This window comes from Sphingopyxis sp. JAI128, assembly GCF_014207235.1.
Classification (GTDB): Bacteria; Pseudomonadota; Alphaproteobacteria; order Sphingomonadales; family Sphingomonadaceae; genus Sphingopyxis.
In genome coordinates this window covers 455,827-473,083 of record NZ_JACHDA010000004.1, presented here as the reverse complement: position 1 = coordinate 473,083, position 17,257 = coordinate 455,827, and the positions used below count along the sequence as shown (strand labels likewise).

At 65.2% G+C, this 17,257-nt stretch carries 17 protein-coding genes and 1 pseudogene; 5 read left to right on the top strand and 13 right to left on the bottom strand.

The genetic code is table 11. From position 1 onward, the window contains the following. A pseudogene (locus HDC35_RS12905) lies at positions 1-83 on the top strand (IS5/IS1182 family transposase); the annotation flags it as partial. A 10-nt stretch (positions 84-93) separates the two neighbouring features. On the opposite strand, the gene HDC35_RS12900 reads toward HDC35_RS12905, so the two are convergent. From HDC35_RS12900 to HDC35_RS12885, 5 genes are all read right to left on the bottom strand, one after another. Beyond that, positions 94-945: a lasso peptide biosynthesis B2 protein gene (locus HDC35_RS12900; protein WP_184647354.1), complete on the bottom strand. Its 852-nt coding sequence runs from the start codon at positions 943-945 to the stop codon at positions 94-96. Between the two features lie 168 nt (positions 946-1,113). Beyond that, on the bottom strand, positions 1,114-1,248 hold the full coding sequence (locus tag HDC35_RS19680; RefSeq protein WP_260397703.1) for a hypothetical protein: 135 nt from the start codon (positions 1,246-1,248) through the stop codon (positions 1,114-1,116). A gap of 662 nt (positions 1,249-1,910) precedes the next feature. Then, positions 1,911-2,228 (bottom strand): 2Fe-2S iron-sulfur cluster-binding protein, encoded by a 318-nt coding sequence (locus HDC35_RS12895; protein WP_184647352.1) that lies wholly within the window; start codon positions 2,226-2,228, stop codon positions 1,911-1,913. Between the two features lie 93 nt (positions 2,229-2,321). Next, complete coding sequence (locus HDC35_RS12890) at positions 2,322-3,119, bottom strand: enoyl-CoA hydratase/isomerase family protein (RefSeq protein WP_184647350.1); 798 nt, start codon at positions 3,117-3,119, stop codon at positions 2,322-2,324. Between the two features lie 30 nt (positions 3,120-3,149). Continuing rightward, positions 3,150-4,955: an acyclic terpene utilization AtuA family protein gene (locus HDC35_RS12885; protein ID WP_221438232.1), complete on the bottom strand. Its 1,806-nt coding sequence runs from the start codon at positions 4,953-4,955 to the stop codon at positions 3,150-3,152. 165 nt (positions 4,956-5,120) lie between these two features. Between HDC35_RS12885 and HDC35_RS12880 the strand changes: the two genes are divergently transcribed. Next, complete coding sequence (locus HDC35_RS12880) at positions 5,121-7,292, top strand: TonB-dependent receptor (protein WP_184647345.1); 2,172 nt, start codon at positions 5,121-5,123, stop codon at positions 7,290-7,292. Then, the gene (locus HDC35_RS12875) at positions 7,292-8,650 is read left to right on the top strand and encodes an MFS transporter (RefSeq protein ID WP_184647343.1); all 1,359 of its coding nucleotides are present in this window, start codon (positions 7,292-7,294) and stop codon (positions 8,648-8,650) included. The genes HDC35_RS12880 and HDC35_RS12875 overlap by 1 nt, the downstream gene beginning before the upstream one ends. On the opposite strand, the gene HDC35_RS12870 is transcribed toward HDC35_RS12875, so the two are convergent. The 5 genes from HDC35_RS12870 to HDC35_RS12850 are packed head-to-tail and all read right to left on the bottom strand — an operon-like array spanning position 8,651 to position 12,974. Continuing rightward, positions 8,651-9,442 (bottom strand): SDR family oxidoreductase, encoded by a 792-nt coding sequence (locus HDC35_RS12870; RefSeq protein ID WP_260397702.1) that lies wholly within the window; start codon positions 9,440-9,442, stop codon positions 8,651-8,653. Then, the gene (locus tag HDC35_RS12865; RefSeq protein ID WP_184647341.1) at positions 9,439-11,079 is read right to left on the bottom strand and encodes an FAD-binding protein; all 1,641 of its coding nucleotides are present in this window, start codon (positions 11,077-11,079) and stop codon (positions 9,439-9,441) included. The genes HDC35_RS12870 and HDC35_RS12865 overlap by 4 nt, the downstream gene beginning before the upstream one ends. Positions 11,080-11,090: 11 nt before the next feature. After that, positions 11,091-11,780: a hypothetical protein gene (locus HDC35_RS12860; protein ID WP_184647339.1), complete on the bottom strand. Its 690-nt coding sequence runs from the start codon at positions 11,778-11,780 to the stop codon at positions 11,091-11,093. A gap of 22 nt (positions 11,781-11,802) precedes the next feature. Then, positions 11,803-12,222: a nuclear transport factor 2 family protein gene (locus HDC35_RS12855; RefSeq protein WP_184647337.1), complete on the bottom strand. Its 420-nt coding sequence runs from the start codon at positions 12,220-12,222 to the stop codon at positions 11,803-11,805. Next, entirely contained in the window at positions 12,219-12,974 is a 756-nt protein-coding gene (locus tag HDC35_RS12850; RefSeq protein WP_184647335.1) for an SDR family NAD(P)-dependent oxidoreductase, read from the bottom strand. Before HDC35_RS12850 ends, HDC35_RS12855 begins: the two co-directional genes overlap by 4 nt. Positions 12,975-13,062: 88 nt before the next feature. On the opposite strand from HDC35_RS12850, the gene HDC35_RS12845 reads away from it, so the two are divergent. Both HDC35_RS12845 and HDC35_RS12840 read left to right on the top strand, forming a co-directional pair. After that, positions 13,063-13,848, top strand: coding sequence for an enoyl-CoA hydratase/isomerase family protein (locus tag HDC35_RS12845; protein ID WP_184647333.1), 786 nt, complete (start codon positions 13,063-13,065; stop codon positions 13,846-13,848). Continuing rightward, positions 13,845-14,288 (top strand): MarR family winged helix-turn-helix transcriptional regulator, encoded by a 444-nt coding sequence (locus HDC35_RS12840; RefSeq protein ID WP_184647331.1) that lies wholly within the window; start codon positions 13,845-13,847, stop codon positions 14,286-14,288. The genes HDC35_RS12845 and HDC35_RS12840 overlap by 4 nt, the downstream gene beginning before the upstream one ends. Positions 14,289-14,312: 24 nt before the next feature. Here HDC35_RS12840 and HDC35_RS12835 read toward each other — a convergent pair whose 3' ends face one another. Genes HDC35_RS12835 through HDC35_RS12825 form a run of 3 tightly spaced genes read right to left on the bottom strand, consistent with a single transcriptional unit; the run spans position 14,313 to position 17,244 of the window. Then, entirely contained in the window at positions 14,313-15,917 is a 1,605-nt protein-coding gene (locus HDC35_RS12835) for a GMC family oxidoreductase (protein ID WP_184647329.1), read from the bottom strand. 7 nt (positions 15,918-15,924) lie between these two features. Next, complete coding sequence (locus HDC35_RS12830) at positions 15,925-16,089, bottom strand: rubredoxin (RefSeq protein ID WP_184647327.1); 165 nt, start codon at positions 16,087-16,089, stop codon at positions 15,925-15,927. A gap of 3 nt (positions 16,090-16,092) precedes the next feature. Further along, the gene (locus HDC35_RS12825) at positions 16,093-17,244 is read right to left on the bottom strand and encodes a serine hydrolase domain-containing protein (RefSeq protein ID WP_311770766.1); all 1,152 of its coding nucleotides are present in this window, start codon (positions 17,242-17,244) and stop codon (positions 16,093-16,095) included. Positions 17,245-17,257: the final 13 nt, after the last annotated feature.

The window sequence follows — 17,257 nt, the reverse complement described above, 5'->3', positions numbered from 1 at the left end:
GCGTCGCAACACGCTACGATCGGTGCCCGAAAGCCTTCTTCTCCGCCGTGGCACTCGCCGCGACCGTCATCTTCTGGCTCTGATCAATGAGTCCTAGTGATCGTCGTCCTCCGGATCGGTCCACCAGCGAATCCAGGCTTCCGCCGCGGCGAATGTCAGGATGCGAAGGTGGCGGCCATCATCCTGCCAGTCGCCTTCGGAGCTTTGCGCGAGCCAGCGGGAATCAATCACCCCCGCCTCCACGAGCCGACCGCCTATGAGCATCGAGCGCGCTGCAGCACCCTGCGCAGCGTAAATCCGCTGGATGAAGCAGCTCGGACTCCCCTTTGTGGTTCGCTCAAGGAGAAGGTCAGGCAGAATGCCGGCAAAGGCAGCGCGCGCCACCGCACGGTCTCGTCCGCCGCGCACCCAGTGCCAACTGGGAATTGAAAGGCAGAGCTCGACGATCGGCTGCGAGAGCAATGGCGCGATTTGCGGCGGCGCGTCGCTCAGCACAACGGGACCGGCCTGTATCCAGCAGTGCGCGGCAAAGGGCAGCGTCACGCCGATTACGAGATCTACACCAAGGCCGTAGCGTGCGAGGATCGCGCGCATCGCCAGACCGCGAACAAGACATTGATCGGTCGCATCACGGTAACGTGACGCACGCGCGAACGCCGCTGCAACAGCGTGACAGCTATCAGCGTCGGCCCGCGGCAGCCCGGTGGGCTCGAGCAACGCGCCAAGCGACATGCGGAAGAGCGCGCTTTGGGCGCGGCGCTGTTCCCGGATCGACCAATAAAGCAGCCGCAGCGATGCTTTGGGCTGACGGTGATCAAGGAGGCTTCTCGTCGGGGTGACAGCGATCGGCCGCGCGCTCGCGCGGGTGCCGGCTTCGATAAGACCGAGATCTAGCAGGCAGCCGATCGCCTCATCGTTCGCCGTGCCGGAAACGAACCGAGCCAAATGGTCCGATGCCGCGCCTTCGAGAAGGAAATAGCGGCTTGTCGAAAGGTCGAGGCAAACCGTTTGTGCACCGAACTGACAGTGCCGAAGGTCGTCGCGAAGGCGATAGGATTGCATTGAACGAAAGCCGTGGCGTGCAGCGCATTGGACGCCGCACGCCCGTCGGGCTCAGTCGTCGGCCTGGATGCCGGCGTCATAGCTCCGCTGCAGCGTCTGGATGTCCAGCGGACCTTCCACGCCCTTGCCGCGGGTTTCCGTCCGCGCATCGCCGAGGTCGATGACGCTGTTGTCATGCGTGTTCATGGCACTTCCTCTCTTCAAGCTGCGACCAAAATGAGTCGCAATCCCAAGTTATGGGGCGAGGAACAGCCGATCCATTTAATAATCCGATTATTATCGAACGCCCCCTGAGGCGTGTCAAAAGAGTGACCGAGCTATAGAAAGCGCACGTCGGGCGTGCCCACTGACACCTTTAGCTCAAAGCCTGGACATTCGTGCCAGAACCCGGTCACGCACTCATAAAGACGAGTGCGCTATTACTGTGCAATTCGGCAAGCCTATTGCAACCTTAACTGCATCCGTGGGCGGATGTATCGGATCGCGGACAGATCGACCCCCATGTCTCACGACGATTCACCGTTAAAAACCGACAGGCGCACGCCAAGACCGCCGATGATTGCGAGAAGCCAACGACTCGCAGGGTCGATCCCGAGCGTCGACAATCTAATCTGTCATCATGCTAGCCACGTACCGGCTGACGCTTTGACCTAAGCTCAAGACGTCGCCATTCGGCCCCCGCTTCTCACGACAGGGTGTCAGCCGGCGCACGCAAAATAGCGCGAAGTTGGGAGTGAGTCACGATGGAGAAATGCTCAGATTGAGAGCAATTTCACATTGAATCGGTGTTGGCATCGTCGCGGCCGTGGCGCTGTGCGGCCGCACGTTCATTGCCGTGGGAGCGCGCGTCAGTCCGCGTCTGCCAGCCGCACACGCAGCCCGTCGAGGGCGTCGGTGAAGGGGAGCTGGCACGACAGACGCGAGGTCGGACCCCGATGATCGGACGAATCGAGGAGATCATTCTCATCCTCGGTCATTGCGGGCAGCGCATCGACATCGCCGGCCTCCACATGGACATGGCAGGTCGCGCAGCTGCAACAGCCCCCGCACAGTGCGAGCAGTTCGTCGAACCCGGCGTCGCGGATATTCTCCATCACCGTCAGGCTGGTGTCGCCGGTGATTTCATGTTCGGTCCCGTCACGGGTCACGATGATCAGTTTGGCCATGGTCGGTTCCTGTCTAGAAGGGATGGGCTTGTTGAAGGGGAGAAAGCGGACGCGCTGCGCCGTCGCTCTGGCGATCCACGCGCGAAGCCCAAGTCAATGATCTCGCCCCTCGATGAAGCGAGGTTTGCGGCGCGCGAGAAAGGCAGCAATTCCCTCTTGCGCCTCGGCGCCGCCTGCTGCCTCGGAGATACGCCGTGCCTCCGCATCCAGCTGCTCCTTGAGGCTGCGCGTGGCGCTCGCGGCGAGCAAGGTGCGTGCGCCGCCGATCGCGGCGACTGGACCTTCGGCGAGGTGCGCGGCCGTCGCCAGCGCCTCCTCCATCAGCTTCCCCTCGTCCGCGATACGGCTCACGAGACCGATCGCGACCGCCTCAGCGGCGTCGACGCGCCGATTGTTCAGGATGATATCCTGCGCGCGGCGCAATCCGACGAGCCGTGGAAGGAGCCAGCTCATTCCTCCGTCGGGGGTCAGCCCGACCCCGGCATACGCCGCCGTGAAATGCGCCGAGGGCGCCGCCAATACAATGTCTCCTGCAATGGCGAGGCTGAAACCCGCGCCAGCCGCCGGGCCGTTGACCGCAACGACGAGGGGCTTTTGCATCCCGGCAAGCAGGTCCACCGACCGGTGCAACGTATCGGCAAGCTCGAAGAGAAAGGCCGGCGCGTCCTCGCCGGCGGATGCGAAGGCGGCGATATCGCCGCCGCCGCAGAAGAGCCTGCCTTCTCCGGTCAGGAGGATGGCGCGGACCGAGGCGTCGTCTGCAAGGACGAGGACCTCCTGTTCGAGAGCCCGCGCAAGCGCCAGGTCGATCGTGTTGCCCCCGGCCGGGCGGTTCAGGCGCAGGATCGCGACGGCCCCGTCGCGCTCGGCAATCAATGGTTTATCGGTCATCAGCATATCTCCGCTGCACAGCGCTCCACATCAGCGACCGGCAGGCAAAAGGGATTCCGGAATTCGGACGGGCATGTCGAGCAGCTGCTGCGCCTTGCCCTTGGCGAGCGGATCGAGACGGAGGCTTGCGAACTGGCCGCCGCCGAGCGCGTCGAGAAAATGGAGATTGATCGCATTGAGCCCGGGGACCTCGTATCTCTTCACCGCGGGATTGGCCGCGCCCTCGAACTCGTGGTCGAACCAGTCGAGCATCGCGGCGGGCGTCAGGGCCGCGCCGATCCACGGAAGATAAGCCTCCTCGCGCGCGATGACGCCGATGTTGAAGGCATCGCCCTTGTCGCCGCTGCGCGCCCAGGCGAGTTCGACAAGCGGCACTTCGGTGATCGCGCCGGACGGCTCGGCCGGCGCGGGCGGAGCAGCGGGCCGGACGATCGCGGACGGCGTAAAGAGGGATTCCGGATTCTCGGCGACCCAGCTCTCCTGCGCCGTGCCGCATTGGATCGAGACGGCCACCGCGCCGCGCGAAATGACGGTAGAAAAGACACGCATGACGGGCTTCACTTCGGCGCGTCCGCCGAACCAGCCGGTGGTTCCAGCCGACATCGAGGTGGTCGGGCTATCGAACTCGCGAAGAAAGGGTTTGAACGCGGCGCGATCGTCATGCTCGACCGCGAGCTTGTAGACGACTTCCCGGGTCGAGAGCGCCCGCGCATGCGCCCCGTAGCTGGACTCGGTGCCAAGCAACTCGATGCGCGATGCCCGGAAGGGGCCCATATTGCGCTCGCGCAGCATGGTTTCGACGCGCTCGAGCACCGCTTCCGCCTGGCGCTGCGCTTTCCGGGCGGCATCGCGGCCGACGACAGGCATGAAACCGAGGCTGCGCCACCCGTCCGCCCAGGTCACGCAGACCTTGTAGTTGCCTGTTGGCGGATAGCCCTTGGCCCCCGTTACGCGTACCCGCTGGTCGCCGACCGCCTCGACCTTGACGTCGGCGAAGTCGCAGACGACATCGGGCAGCATATAGGCCTGCGGATCGCCGACTTCATAGAGGATCTGCTCGGCCACGACGGCCTCGCTCACCAACCCGCCGCTGTTGTCGGGCTTGGTGACGACAAAGCTGCCATCCGCCGCGCATTCGACTATTGGGTAGCCGATATTGGCCCAGTCGGGGACCAATTCCCAGTCGGTGAACAGCCCGCCCGAGCCTTGCGCGCCACATTCGATCACATGGCCCGCCAGCGAACCTTGCGCGAGCTTGTCATAGTCGGAGGCGCTCCACTCGAACTCGTGCATCAGGATGCCGAGGGTCAGCGCCGAATCGACGCACCGCCCGGTGATGACGACGTCCGCCCCGAGCGCAAGCGCTCGCGCTATGGGCGAGGCTCCGAGATAGGCGTTCGCCGTGCTGATCCTGTCGAGCGGCGGGAAGGGCCCGTCGGTGAACATTTCCCGGCTGTGCGCGATGTCATCGACCCGCCCGCTCAGATCGTCGCCCTCGACGAAGGCGATCCTGAAGTCGAGGCCCGCCTCCTGCGCCAGTGCCTGCATCCGTTCGACGCAGGCGCGCGGATTGACGCCGCCGGCATTGGTGACGATCCTGGTGCCGGTCTCGCGGAGCGCCGCGAGATTATCCTTCCAGACCCACTCGGTGAAGTCGGCGGCATAGCCCAGATCCGCACGATGCTTCTTCATGGCGCCGAGCTGCGACATCGTCGCTTCGGCAAGATAGTCGAGGATCAGATAGTCCACCCCGGCATCGATCAGCTGGCGGGGGGCGACGCTCGAATCGCCATAGAAGGCGCATGCGCCTCCAATGCGGACAATATCCAGGGCCATGTAAACTCTCCCGATCATTTTCCGTCGAGCGGTCGGCGCCGCCGATTCACGGCCGCACGCTAGCCGTGCATATTTCTATATACTAGATAAATTATATACAGGATAGTTGACGCTACGGCCGACCTGCGTCAGACAGGCGCCAACCAGATCAACAGGGAGAGTAACATGAAGAAACTGGGATGGGCCCTGCCCGCCATATGCCTTCTGGCCGTTCCGGCCGCAGCCCAGACGACCGACGGCACCTCGACGGGCGATTCGGCAGCGGCTGACGATGGTGCCGACGATATCATCGTGACCGCGCAGCGTCGAGCCGAACGCCTCACCGACGTCCCGATTTCTATCACCGCATTGAACGGCGACGCCCTCGAGGCGGCTGGCATCCGGACGAGCGAAGATCTTTCGAGCGCGGTGCCCGGCCTCAACTTCGCGACCAATGGCGCGTTTGCTCAGCCGACGGTACGCGGCATCGGCACGACGGTTTCGTCGGCAGGCAGCGATGCCAATGTGGCGATCTATGTCGACGGCGTCTATCAGCCGAGCCAGATCGGTAACTTCTCCGATCTCGTCGACCTCGAACAGATCGAAGTGCTGAAGGGTCCGCAGGGAACCTTGTTCGGACGAAACGCGACCGGCGGCGCAATCCGCATCACGACCCGTGCCCCGAGCTTCACGCCGACTGCCACGCTCTCGGCAAGCTATGGCCGTTTCGACGACGTGCGGCTCACGGCCTATGGCAGCACCGGGATTACCGACACGCTCGCGGTCAGCATGGCGTTCCTCTACTCGGACGATGAGGGCTATACGCGCAACATCGCCACCGGCAATCGAGTCTCGGATCTCAACGCACTCTCGCTGCGCGGCAAACTGCTGTTCGAACCGAGCGATTCCGTAAAGCTCACCCTGTCCGGCGGGCATGCCGAGCGGCGCAGCGGCGCGGCCTTCGCGCTCGGCGTGCTCAATAGCAACAGCACGTCTGTCAATCTGCCGGGCTCGGTCAAGGCGGGCGGTCCGCGCGAAGTGTCGCTGACCTTCGATCCGGTGATCAACGTCAACTCGGACCAGGCGAGCCTGACCGGCGAGTTCGATCTCGGTTTTGCGACCCTCTCCTCGATCTCGAGCTACCAGAAGACCAAGACCTATCTCGTCACCGACACGGATCGCACGAATCTGGCGATCGGGCGTGCCGATCTGCCCGGCACCCAAGAAACCTACGCACAGGAACTGAACCTCGTTTCCAATGGCAGCGACAGCTTCAAATGGTTCCTCGGGGTCTTTTATTATAATGATGATGCGATCGGCGCGACGATCGTGAACCAGGGCCCGATCTTCAACGCGACGCGCCTCAAGACCGAAGCGGTCGCACCCTTCGGCGAGGTCAATATCGGACTTGGCAATCTCACGCTGATCGGCGGGCTTCGCTATAATTACGAGCGCAAGGACTATGAGATCACGCGCGGTGCGCTCGCCATCGAACGCAACAAGACGTTCAAGAATCTGACGCCGCGGCTTGGGCTCCGCTATGCGCTGACGCCCTCGTCGAACATCTATGCGACCTGGAGCCGCGGCTTCAAGAGCGGGCTGTTCGACGGCATTCTGGCAAGCGGCGCGCTCGTCGTGAACGCGGTCGAGCCCGAGAAGGTCAGCGCCTTCGAAGCCGGCTATAAATATGGCCGCGGGCGGACCAGCTTCAGCATTGCAGGCTTCCACTATGATTATAGCAACATCCAGTTCCAGGCATTCAACCCGAACGCGGGCGGATTGACCCAGGTCTTCAATGCCGCGGCCGCCGAAATCTATGGCGGTGAAATCGAGGTCTCGACCGAGTTGTTCCCCGATTTCAACGTCCGCGCGAGCGCGGCCTACACCCATAGTCGCTACAAGAATTTCCCGACGGCGACGATCTTCTGCCCGCGCGGTGCGCCGACCTACGGCAATGCGACGATTCCGCTCGGCGCGCTCAACCCGTGTACCGGCGAGATCAACAGCGACGGCGCGACCGGCAATGAGCTCATTCGCACCCCGGAGTTCACCGCGTCGCTCGCGGCCGACTACCGCGTCGAACTCGCGCGCGGCGACGCCGTCGAACTCAGCGGTTCGGCCTATTATTCGGGACGGTTCTTCTGGGATCCGGGCAATCGCCTCAAGGAGGGCGCCTATGTGCTGCTCAACAGCGAGATCGCCTATGTCTTCCCGGGCGACCAGTTCCGCCTCTCGCTCTGGGGCCGTAATCTCGCGAACGAGCTCTATGCGCTCTATCAGCCCGAGTCCGCCGCGGGTGACTCGGTCGCCTATGCGCGACCGCGCAGCTTCGGCGTGTCGGCAAAGCTGAGCTTCTGATGGTGGGGGAGCGCGCCGGCATCGCCACGACGCGTCGGGGGAGTGCCGCCGCGCTCGTCGCCGTGCTGCTTCTGAGTTACGCGCTCGCCTATCTCGACCGGCAGATCATCAACCTGCTCGTCGAGCCCCTCAAGGCCGATCTCGGCGTCAGCGACGTCGAGGTCAGCTTTCTCCAGGGGGCTGCTTTCGTCATATTTTACACGCTCTGCGGGCTCCCGATCGGGTTCCTTGTCGATCGCTTTCCGCGCCGGCCGATCATCTTCCTCGGCATTCTCATCTGGTCCTTGTTCAGCGCGGCAAGCGGCCTTGCACAAAGCTATGACCAGCTGCTCCTCGCCCGCTTCGGCGTCGGCGCCGGGGAAGCGGCGCTGCTTCCCGCAGCCTATTCGATGATCGGCGATGCGGTGTCGCGCGAAAAGCTGAGCCGCGCGATCTCGGTATTCTCGCTCGGCGCGATCGCCGGCGGCGCACTCGCGCTGACGGTAGGCGGCTATCTGGTCAAGGAGGCCAGCGACCTTGGCGGAATCATCTTGCCACTGCTCGGGCCGGTCGCGCCCTGGCAAATGGTCTTTCTCACCATCGGCGCGATCGGCGTGCCCGCATCCTTCCTGATCTTCCTGGTTCCCGAGCCGGCGCGCAAGGTTGCGGCAGGGCCGCGCGGCGACGAGACGGGCACGGCGTCGGCCCATCTCGCAAAGCATCGCCGCTTCTACATCTTCCACATCGCGGGCTTCAGTCTCATGTGCCTCGTGATGGCGGGTAATGCCGCATGGCAGCCTGCCTATATGCAACGGGCCTTCGGCTGGAACATCGCGCACGTCGGCGCGGTACTCGGGGCCATCCATATGGCCGGCGGCATCGCCGGAATGCTCGGCGGCGGCTTCCTCGCCGACTATCTCCAGTCCAGGGGCTACCGCGACGCGCATATGCGCCTCTATCTTTTCGCGATGCCGGTGATGGCCGTGGCGGCCGTAGCCGCCTTCTCATCGGGCGTTCTGCCGGTGGCGCTCGTCGGCCTCTCGATCCTCAGCGTCGCAGGCCCCTTCATTGCCGTCGCCGCCTCGGGCCTCGCACTTGCGACGCCGGCGAACCGGCGCGGCATCGCAACCGGCATCTTCCTGTTCAGCTACAATCTGCTCGGCTTCGGTGCAGGGCCGACGCTGGTTGCCTGGATCTCGACGCATATCGCCGCGGACGGGAGCGCGATCGGAACGGCGCTGACGCTGACTTTCCTCGGCGCCACGCCCATCATCGTCCTCCTCTTTCTCCTTGGACTTGCGCCGATGCGCCGCGCGGTCGAAGCAACCGAGGCCGCCGAAGCGGCAGCGCAAGCGTCCGCCCGACCATTTGGGGCATAGTCAGTCGATCGTTGCCCGGCCGCCGCTGACCGGCAACGTGATGCCGGTGAGCCATGCGCCGGCCCGCGAGGCGAGATAGATGACCGCGCCCGCAATATCCTCGGCGGTGCCGACCCGATTGCCGAGCGGGGAAGCGACGGCGGCGCAAACCGCGGGGTCGTCGAGCGGCACGGTCGCGTCCGTCAGACGCGAGGGAAAGAGGCCCGGCGCGATCGCATTTACACTGATATTCTCGCCCGCAAGACGCGCTCCAAGATGCTGGGTCAGCGAGATCAGCGCCGCCTTGCTCGGGCTGTTGGAGAAATTGTCCCAGCCACCGGCGCGAAAGGCGCCTATCGAGGCGATATTGATCACGCGCGCCGGATCGTCCGGACGCGCCGACGCCCGCAGCAGCGGCAACAGGGCCTGCACAAGCATGAAGGGCGCCGAGACGTTGAGATCGAGGACATGTGCGAAGCCTTCGCGGGGAAATTGCTCGATCGGGGCAAGCCACACAGTCCCGGCATTGTTTACGAGGATATCCAGCCTGCTTTCGCCGGACAGGGCGGTCGCCACCGCCGCAATGCCTTCGCTATTACCGAGATCGGCGACGATCCCGTGACAGCCGAGCGCCGCCGCGGTCTCCTCGACATCGGCGGGCGTTCGCGCCGTGACATAGACCCGTGCGCCGGCTGCCACGAGTCCTTCGGCGATCATGCGGCCAATTCCCGAGGTTCCTCCGGTGACGAGCGCGACCTTTCCATCGATGCCGAACAAGGCGGCGGGCGAGAGATCTGTTATCGCGGCTCTCAATTCGTCTGCGCGTGGCGGGCGGCAAGATAGCCGAACACGCTCGACGCGCCGATACTCAGTCCCGCCCCGGCGTAATAGGGGCCAGAGAGCGAGGCCGTGCTGTTGCCGGTCGCATAGAGCCCGTCGATCACCGACTTGTCGGGGCGAACGACACGGCCATTTTCGTCGATGCACGCGCCGCCGCAGGTTCCGGCATCGCCAGGCATCAGGGGCGCTGCGAGGAAGGGACCCTGTTCGATCGGTCCGAGGCAAGGATTGGGTTTCACGGTCGGATCGCCATAGTAGCGGTTGTAGACATTGGCGCCGCGTGCGAAATCGGGGTCGCGACCTTCACGGCAGAACATGTTGAAGCGCGCGACCGTCGCCTCGAGCCCCGCGGGGTCGATGCCGCACTGGCGGGCGAGATCCCCGATCGTGTCCGCGCGCTTCATCCACCCGCTCTCGATCCATTCGGGCTTCACCGCTCCGGGCGGGTTGACCCCGTAGAAATAGCGGCGGCGGTAGCGGGCATCCATGATGTGCCAGGCGGGGATTGCGGACACCGTTTCGTTCCGCGCGTACATGGCATTGCCGATTTCCATGTAGGAAGCCGATTCATTGACGAAGCGGCTTCCCGATGCATCGACCATGATGCTGAGCGGCTTGCCCGTCTCGGGCACGGCATGGTGTGGGTTCTGACCGGGGGGTATCAGCGTCTGGATCCACCAGGCCTGATCCATGGTTCCGAGCGCAGCGCCCGCAGCCTCCATCATCGCGATCACCTCGCCCGTGTCGCCGGGGTTGGCCTTGGTCCAGCTGTCGGACGCGGGGTGCGGCTGAAATTTCTCGCGCATCGCGAGGTTACGCGCAAAGCCGCCCGCGGCGATCAGCACGCCGCGCGGCGCGCGCACCGTAACGATCTCGTTGCCCCGGCGAAGATGCGCGCCGACGACCCGGCCATTTTCGATATCGAGGCTCGCAAGCGCCGTTCCGGTCCAGACGTCGATCCCGAGCCGCAGGACGATCTCGAGCATCCGCCCCTGCAGCGACCCGCCGCTGCCGACCACATCCTTGCCGGTAAATCTTTGCACAGCGATCCGCGACCCGAGCCGCATCGCCATCAGCGCGCCCGCAGCCGTCCGCTTCATGAGGAGCAGGCGGCGCGCCTCGGAAGTGCGCAGCGGCATCGCGGTCGGCGAACGCCGGAAGCGCCCCTTCCAGGACCCGAGCCGGTTGAGGTCGAAGAGCTCGGCCTGGATCGAACGGCCCTGCGCATGGCCTCCCGGGAGATCGTCGTAATAATCGCAGTAGCCGGGGCACCGGCGATAGCGCATCCCCTGCTCCTCCATCGCGGCGATCATCGCTGGGATAGCATCGACGAAGCCAGCGCGGCGCGTCGGCGTCGAGACCAGATCTGTGTCGCTGGTGAAATTGGCGAGATAGGTGAGCGACGCCTCGCGCGTGTCGGTCACGCTCTCGCGCGCCATCAACGGATTGTTCGGCAGCCACAGAATGCCGCCCGAGAGTGCGGTCGATCCGCCGACGAGATCGGTCTTTTCGATCACCAGTGGCTCGAGGCCCGCAACCTTCGCCGTCACGGCCGCGACGAGCGCACCGGCCCCGCTGCCGACGATCAGAAAATCATAGGCCTTCGTCATCGCCATCTCCTTCAGGCCGGAAGCTCGCGCAAGGGAACGAAGAGCTCGGCAAGCACGCTGTCCCGGTCGAGTGCCGGCGAAAGCGGCATCGCATCGCCCCCGGCGCGCGCGGTCAGTTCGGCGAGCGCCGCCGCCGCCGCTTCCGGCGCGAGCTCGTAGATCGCGAGGTAGCGCCACGGACTTTGCTTGCCTGCGGTCTCGGGCGCGATGCGAAAGCGCTGCGCCGCGACGAAACCGGGAATGGCGAGAACATCGTCGAGGTGCCGGCCGTCATACCAGCTGTTTAAAGCGTCATCTTCGCCCGCGACAGCATTGGTAAGCACGATGTAGCGCAGCGCATCGCCCTGGTCCGCGTCGGAGGAGGCGAGCCGCCTCGCGCCGATCGCCTCCGCACTCAGCATCAGGACCCCGGACGCATCGATCGTGTCTGTCAACGCCATCGCGGCACTGCCCGCCCGGTCGAAGACGTCAGCGAGGACGTCGCCAACAGGCTGTCTGAGCTCATAGAGCGCCGCGAAGCGCCAGCGCCCGGCCTCGCCGCTGTCGCGACCATCGCCAGCACGTTCATGGACCGCGCCGCCCGCGACGCCATCGAGCTGTACCATGTCGGCAAGATGCCGTTCGCGGTACCAGTCGCTATAGGCGCGTTCGGAGCCGACGTTCGCATTGCTCAAGACAAGCAGGATGGAGTCATGGGTCATGGCGAGGCTTTCCTGGTCACGGTCAACTCGGCTCGGCGATGGTTTCATACCGGCGCTTCACGGCGGTCCGGTGCGCGATGCGCCAGCCGTCATCAGTCTTGCGGAGCAGATCCCGATAGACAGTGCTGCCCATTTCTCCGTTGCGAAGACTGATACCCTTCGAAAGGACGCGGACCCCCTCGGGGCTGGGCTCGATCAGGATGTTCGTCGCGTGATGCGCGAGGGGGTGCCGGTCGAGCTCGCGAAAGCAGGTCCGGAGCGCCTCGAGACCGTAGAGGATGTCGGGCCCGAAACTCGTCATGTCGAAGACGATGTCGCCGGTGAACAGCTCTTCCATGCGCGACCATTGGCGCTCGTCGACGACATGGCCGTAGAGGTTGATCAAATTGTTGATCGCAAGGATGTCGGCGACGTCGAGGGCGCCAGCCGCGGCGGGGGTCACAGCGATTCCCCGCCGTCGGCTGTCAGGTTAACCCCTGTAATGAAACCCGCCCGGCGCGAGGAAAGAAACACGACTGTTTCGCCGACTTCGTCGGGGAGGCCCACCCTGCCGATCGGGATGGTCTTCTTCTTCTCCTCGCGAAGATGCGGCATCATCGCGAAAAGGCGTTCGACACCGTCGACCCCGATCCAGCCGCACTGGAGGCTGTTGGCGCGCACTCCGTGGCGCCCCTCTTCCTTGGCGACCGCGGCCACCATGCGGTCGACCGCCGCCTTGGAGATCGCCGACGGGCTGCCCCGAACCTCGATCATCTTGCCCTGATAGGTACTGAGGGCGGTAAAGGCTCCGCGTGTCTCGCGGAGATGCGGAATAGCGGCCTGCGCGAGATTGATCGCGCCCATGAGGTCATATTTGAACCAATTCTGCCAGACCGCTTCCTCGGTCCGGCTCAAAAATTCGGGCGTGAAGCCCGCGCCGCCGGCGTAAACCACGCTGTGGAGCCCGCCCAGCACGCCGGCCGCATTCGACAGCGCAGCAGCGACGCCTGCGCGGTCGCTCGAGTCGACCTGAAAGAGATGCGCCTCCACGCCTAGGGTCTCCAGCGCGGCGACGGTGGCCTCACCTGCATCGCGGTCGCTATGGTAGGTCAAGGCGACCGGAACGCCGGCCCGCGCAAACGCTTCGCAAATGGCCCGCCCCAGCCCGCCGCTTCCGCCGAGAACGAACGCGCCGCCGTCGCCGAAATCCTGCATCACCCGCTCCCATATCGATCTTCATTGTATAAATTGTATATAGCATTATGGCAGATGCAAAATGATGTGCAAGTGGAGAGGAAAGAGCATGGACGATATCCGGATCGAGCGGAGCGGGGCGGTCGGGCTCGTCATCATGGCGCGCGCCGAAGCCAACAATAGCTCACGTCCGCAGACGCTGCGGGAGATTTGCGAGGCGGTCGACGAACTGACCGCCGACGAAACCATCCGCGCGATCATTCTCGCCGCCGACGGCAAGCATTTCTCGGCGGGTGCCGACTTTGCCTTCCTTGATGACCTGACGCGCATGGATACCGCCGCGATCCGTCATCAGGTTTATACGCATTTCCAGGGGGCCGCTCGCCGCCTCTATCATTGCCCGAAGCCGACGATCGCGCTCGTCCAAGGAGCCGCGGTGACCGTGGGCTGCGAACTCGCGCTCGCCTGCGACTTCCGGATCGTCGCCGACGGCGCCTTCTTCCAGGAAAGTTGGGTCAAGCTCGGGATCATGCCGCCGCTTGGCGGAACCTATCTCCTGCCGCGGCTGATCGGCATGACCCGTGCGGCGGACATGTGCCTGCGCGGCCGGGCCGTTAAGGCTGAGGAAGCGCTCGCGATCGGTCTCGCGACCGAACTCGTCGCCCCCGACGCCTTGCGGAGTCGCGGCCTCGAACTCGCCGACGAGCTCGCACGGGCCGCGCCGCTGGCCTATAGTGCGATCAAGACCGCGCTCCGGCGGGGCGGAGAAACCAGCATGGACGCCGAATGGTCGGCAAATCTGCCGCAACAGGCGCTGCTCCTGACCAGCGCCGACTTTCGCGAAGGCCTCGCTGCCGTCCGCGACCGGCGGCCGCCCGAATTCGGCGGGACATGAGCGGCGAGGACCCACAGGCCGCCATCGGCTACCTGCTCGGCGATGCGGCGCGGCTGTTCCGCCGTGCCTTCAATGCACGCACCCGGGAGACCGGCGTGACCGCCCTGCAATACAGGCTGATGGCTTATCTCGGGCGGAACGAGGGGATCAGACAGGGCGAACTCGCCGAGCTTATCGAGGTCGAGCCGATCACGCTTTCGAGAATGGTGGATCGCCTCGAAGCCTCGCGCGCACTCCAGCGCCAGGCGGACCCCGCCGATCGCCGAGCGCTGCGGCTCTACCTGACACCGCGCGGGCGCGAGCTCGTCCAGTCGATACGGTCGATCACTGCAGCCGTCAGCCTGGAAGCGACCGACGGTCTGACCGATGCCGAGCGCGACCAGCTTGCCCTGCTCGTGGACAGGATACGGGCCAATCTGTCGCGGCGCGCCGCGAGCTAGCTCTCGAAGGCGCGCGCAGGCCGGTCAGGCTGACACCTGCTCCGCGGCCATATCCTCTTCGATCAGATCGGCCGCGCGCCAGGCCATCGCCATCGCCGCGGCATTGGTGTTGCCGGAGACCAGGGACGGCATCACCGATATGTCGACGACGCGCAGGCCGGCCACGCCGCGCACCCTCAGTCGCGTATCGACAACCGATTCGGGATCGCTGCCCATCCGGCAGGTTCCTGCCGCATGATAGCCGCTGGCGCCGATGCGATGAAACGCGTCGACAATTTCATCGTCGGTCTCGACGGTGTCGCCCGGGCCGGTCTCGCCAACGACGAATGGCGCTAGAGCGGGTTGGCGGAAGATGTCGCGGATGGTCCGGAACAAGGCAACCGAGACCCGGCGGTCATAATCGGTGGCGAGATAATTGGGGTCGATGAGCGCGGGCGTTTCGAGAGCCGGCCCCGCGATCAGGATCGAACCCTGGCTTTGCGGGCGCATCACATAGCCGCCGCACAGCGCGCCATGATCCTTCTCGAGCGCAAAGCCCGGGATCGACGTGTCGATCGACATCGGCCCCATGCCGAGTTGCGCATCGGGCCGGCCGGAGCCGGGCTCGGTGCGAATGAAGCCGCCGACTTCGAAGGCGGCCGAGGTCAGCGGACCGCGTCCGGCAAGCCCATAGGCGACCAGGCTGCGCGCGAGGCCGAGACCGTGAAACGCGCGGTTGTTGCTTCCGCGCCGCAGCCGGAACTGCGCGCGAAGCAGGCGGTGCTCGCGCATATTGTGTCCGACACCTGGCGCGTCGACCCGCACCTCTACCCCGACCGATTTTAAATGGTCGGCGGGCCCGATCCCCGAGCGCTGAAGCAAGGTCGGCGAGTTGAGCGCGCCGGCGCTGAGGATGATCTCGCGGCCTGCGACATCGCGTTCGCCGGCGGCGTCGCGCACGCGCACCCCGGTGACCCGCGCACCCTCGACCAGTAAATGAAGAACGTCGGTTCCGGTGGCGACAGTGAGGTTGGGCCGGTTCATGGCCGGTCGGAGGAAGGCCTTCGCCGCGCTTTGCCGCTTGCCGCGCCATATGGTGCGCGGCTGGTAGCCGAACCCGGGCCCGTCGATTGCGTTCAGGTCCTCGACCGCGGGAATGCCATATTGAGAGGCCGCCGCAATCATGGCCTCGCACACCGGCTCGCGGCGCGGGTGGACGGTGATATGCAGGGGACCGCCGGCGCCGCGCATGTCGGAGGCTCCGAGTTCATGATCCTCGATCGCGAGGAAGCTATGCTTCAGGGCGTCCCAGCCCCACCCCGTGCAGCCCGCGGCTTCCCACTCGTCATAGTCGGAGGGCTGTCCGCGAACATAGACCATGCCGTTCACCGAGCTGGACCCGCCGAGGACCTTGCCGCGCACCCAATATTCGGGTTCGTTGTGGCCGCCGGTCTTGGATGCCACATAGGCCCATGTCAGCTTCCCCTGCACGAGCGTGCGGCCGAACCCGCGCGGCATATCGATCAGCGGGCTCGTATCGGCGGGGCCGCTTTCGATCAACAGCACCTTGTTCCGGCCCGACCGCGTGAGCCGGTCGGCAAGGACGCATCCCGAGGAGCCGGCGCCGACGATGATGAAGTCATAGGTCATCGCAGCCTCATATCTCGGTCATTTCGAACTCGGACTTGGTCGCGCCGCAATCGGGGCATTTCCAGTCGTCGGGAATATCCTCCCAGGCCGTACCGGGGGCGATTTCGCCGAGCGGGTCACCCAGCTCCTCGTCGTAGACCCAGCCGCAATTCATGCACATCCAGCGCTTCATGGCTCAGGCCTCCAGGCCGACAGCGGCCATCACGGCGTGGCTGATCGGCAGGATCGGATCATCCTCGACGGTGCGGGTGTTGAACATGCGGTTGTGGCAGATGGCGACCGCGAGGCGATTGTCGGGGTCGGCCCACCCGATCGAGCCGCCGGCGCCCGGGTGCCAGATCGCGCGCGGCGAGCTGACGCGGTGACCGCCGAGCCAATAACCGCCGGTGCTGATCGGTATCGGGATGCCGAACATGACGGGATCGGGCTCATCGCCATTGTCGCGCACGTTGGAGAAGCCGGCGACCCGCTCTTCCGACAGCAGCCGAACGCCATCGAGCGCGCCGCCTTCGGCGAGCAACGCCCAGAAGCGCGCCTCGTCGCGCGCGTTGAATATCCCGCCAACGCCGGGAATACAGGCGCGGCGAACGTCGGGGCGTTCGAAGACCGGCGGCACGAGCGCTACCTGCGGCGGCATCGACTGGCTGAACAGGGTCGCGAGCGGCGGCGGCGGATCGCCGGCGTTGCGGTCGCTCATGATCGCGACGCGCGGCTCGGCGGCGTCGGGAATACCGAGCCAGAGGTCGGCGAGACCGAGCGACGCGCAGATCTCGTCGAGAATGAATTGACGAAAGTCCCGCCCTTCGGGATCGGTTCGGCGCACGATTTCGCCAACGATCCAGCCGAAGGTCATCGACTGGTAGAGCGTCTTCTCGCCGGGTGGCGCGAGCGGCGGGAGCGCCGCGATCGCGGTCGTCATCGCATTCCAGTCGCACATCATTTCGGGCGTCACGCCCTCGGGCATCTGGGGGACGCCGACGCGGTGCGTCAGTGCATGGCGGACCGTCGCGCCTTCCTTGCCGCCAGCCGCGAATTCGGGCCAATAGGTCGCGATCGGCGCGTCATAGTCGACATGGCCTCGCTCGGCCTGGATATGAAGCGCCGTTGCGGTGACCGCCTTCGTCACCGAATAGACATTGAACAGGGTATCGGCTTCGACCTTCCGGCCTGTCGCCGGATCGGCAACGCCCTCCCAGAGATCGATGATCTTCCGGCCCCGATGATAGGCGACGACGTGCAGCCCGGTTTCGGCTCCGCTTTCCACCGCCGCGGCCATAGCCGCGCGCACGCCCTCGACATTCACTTCGGCCAGATCGTTCGCCGTCACATCGCATCTCCCA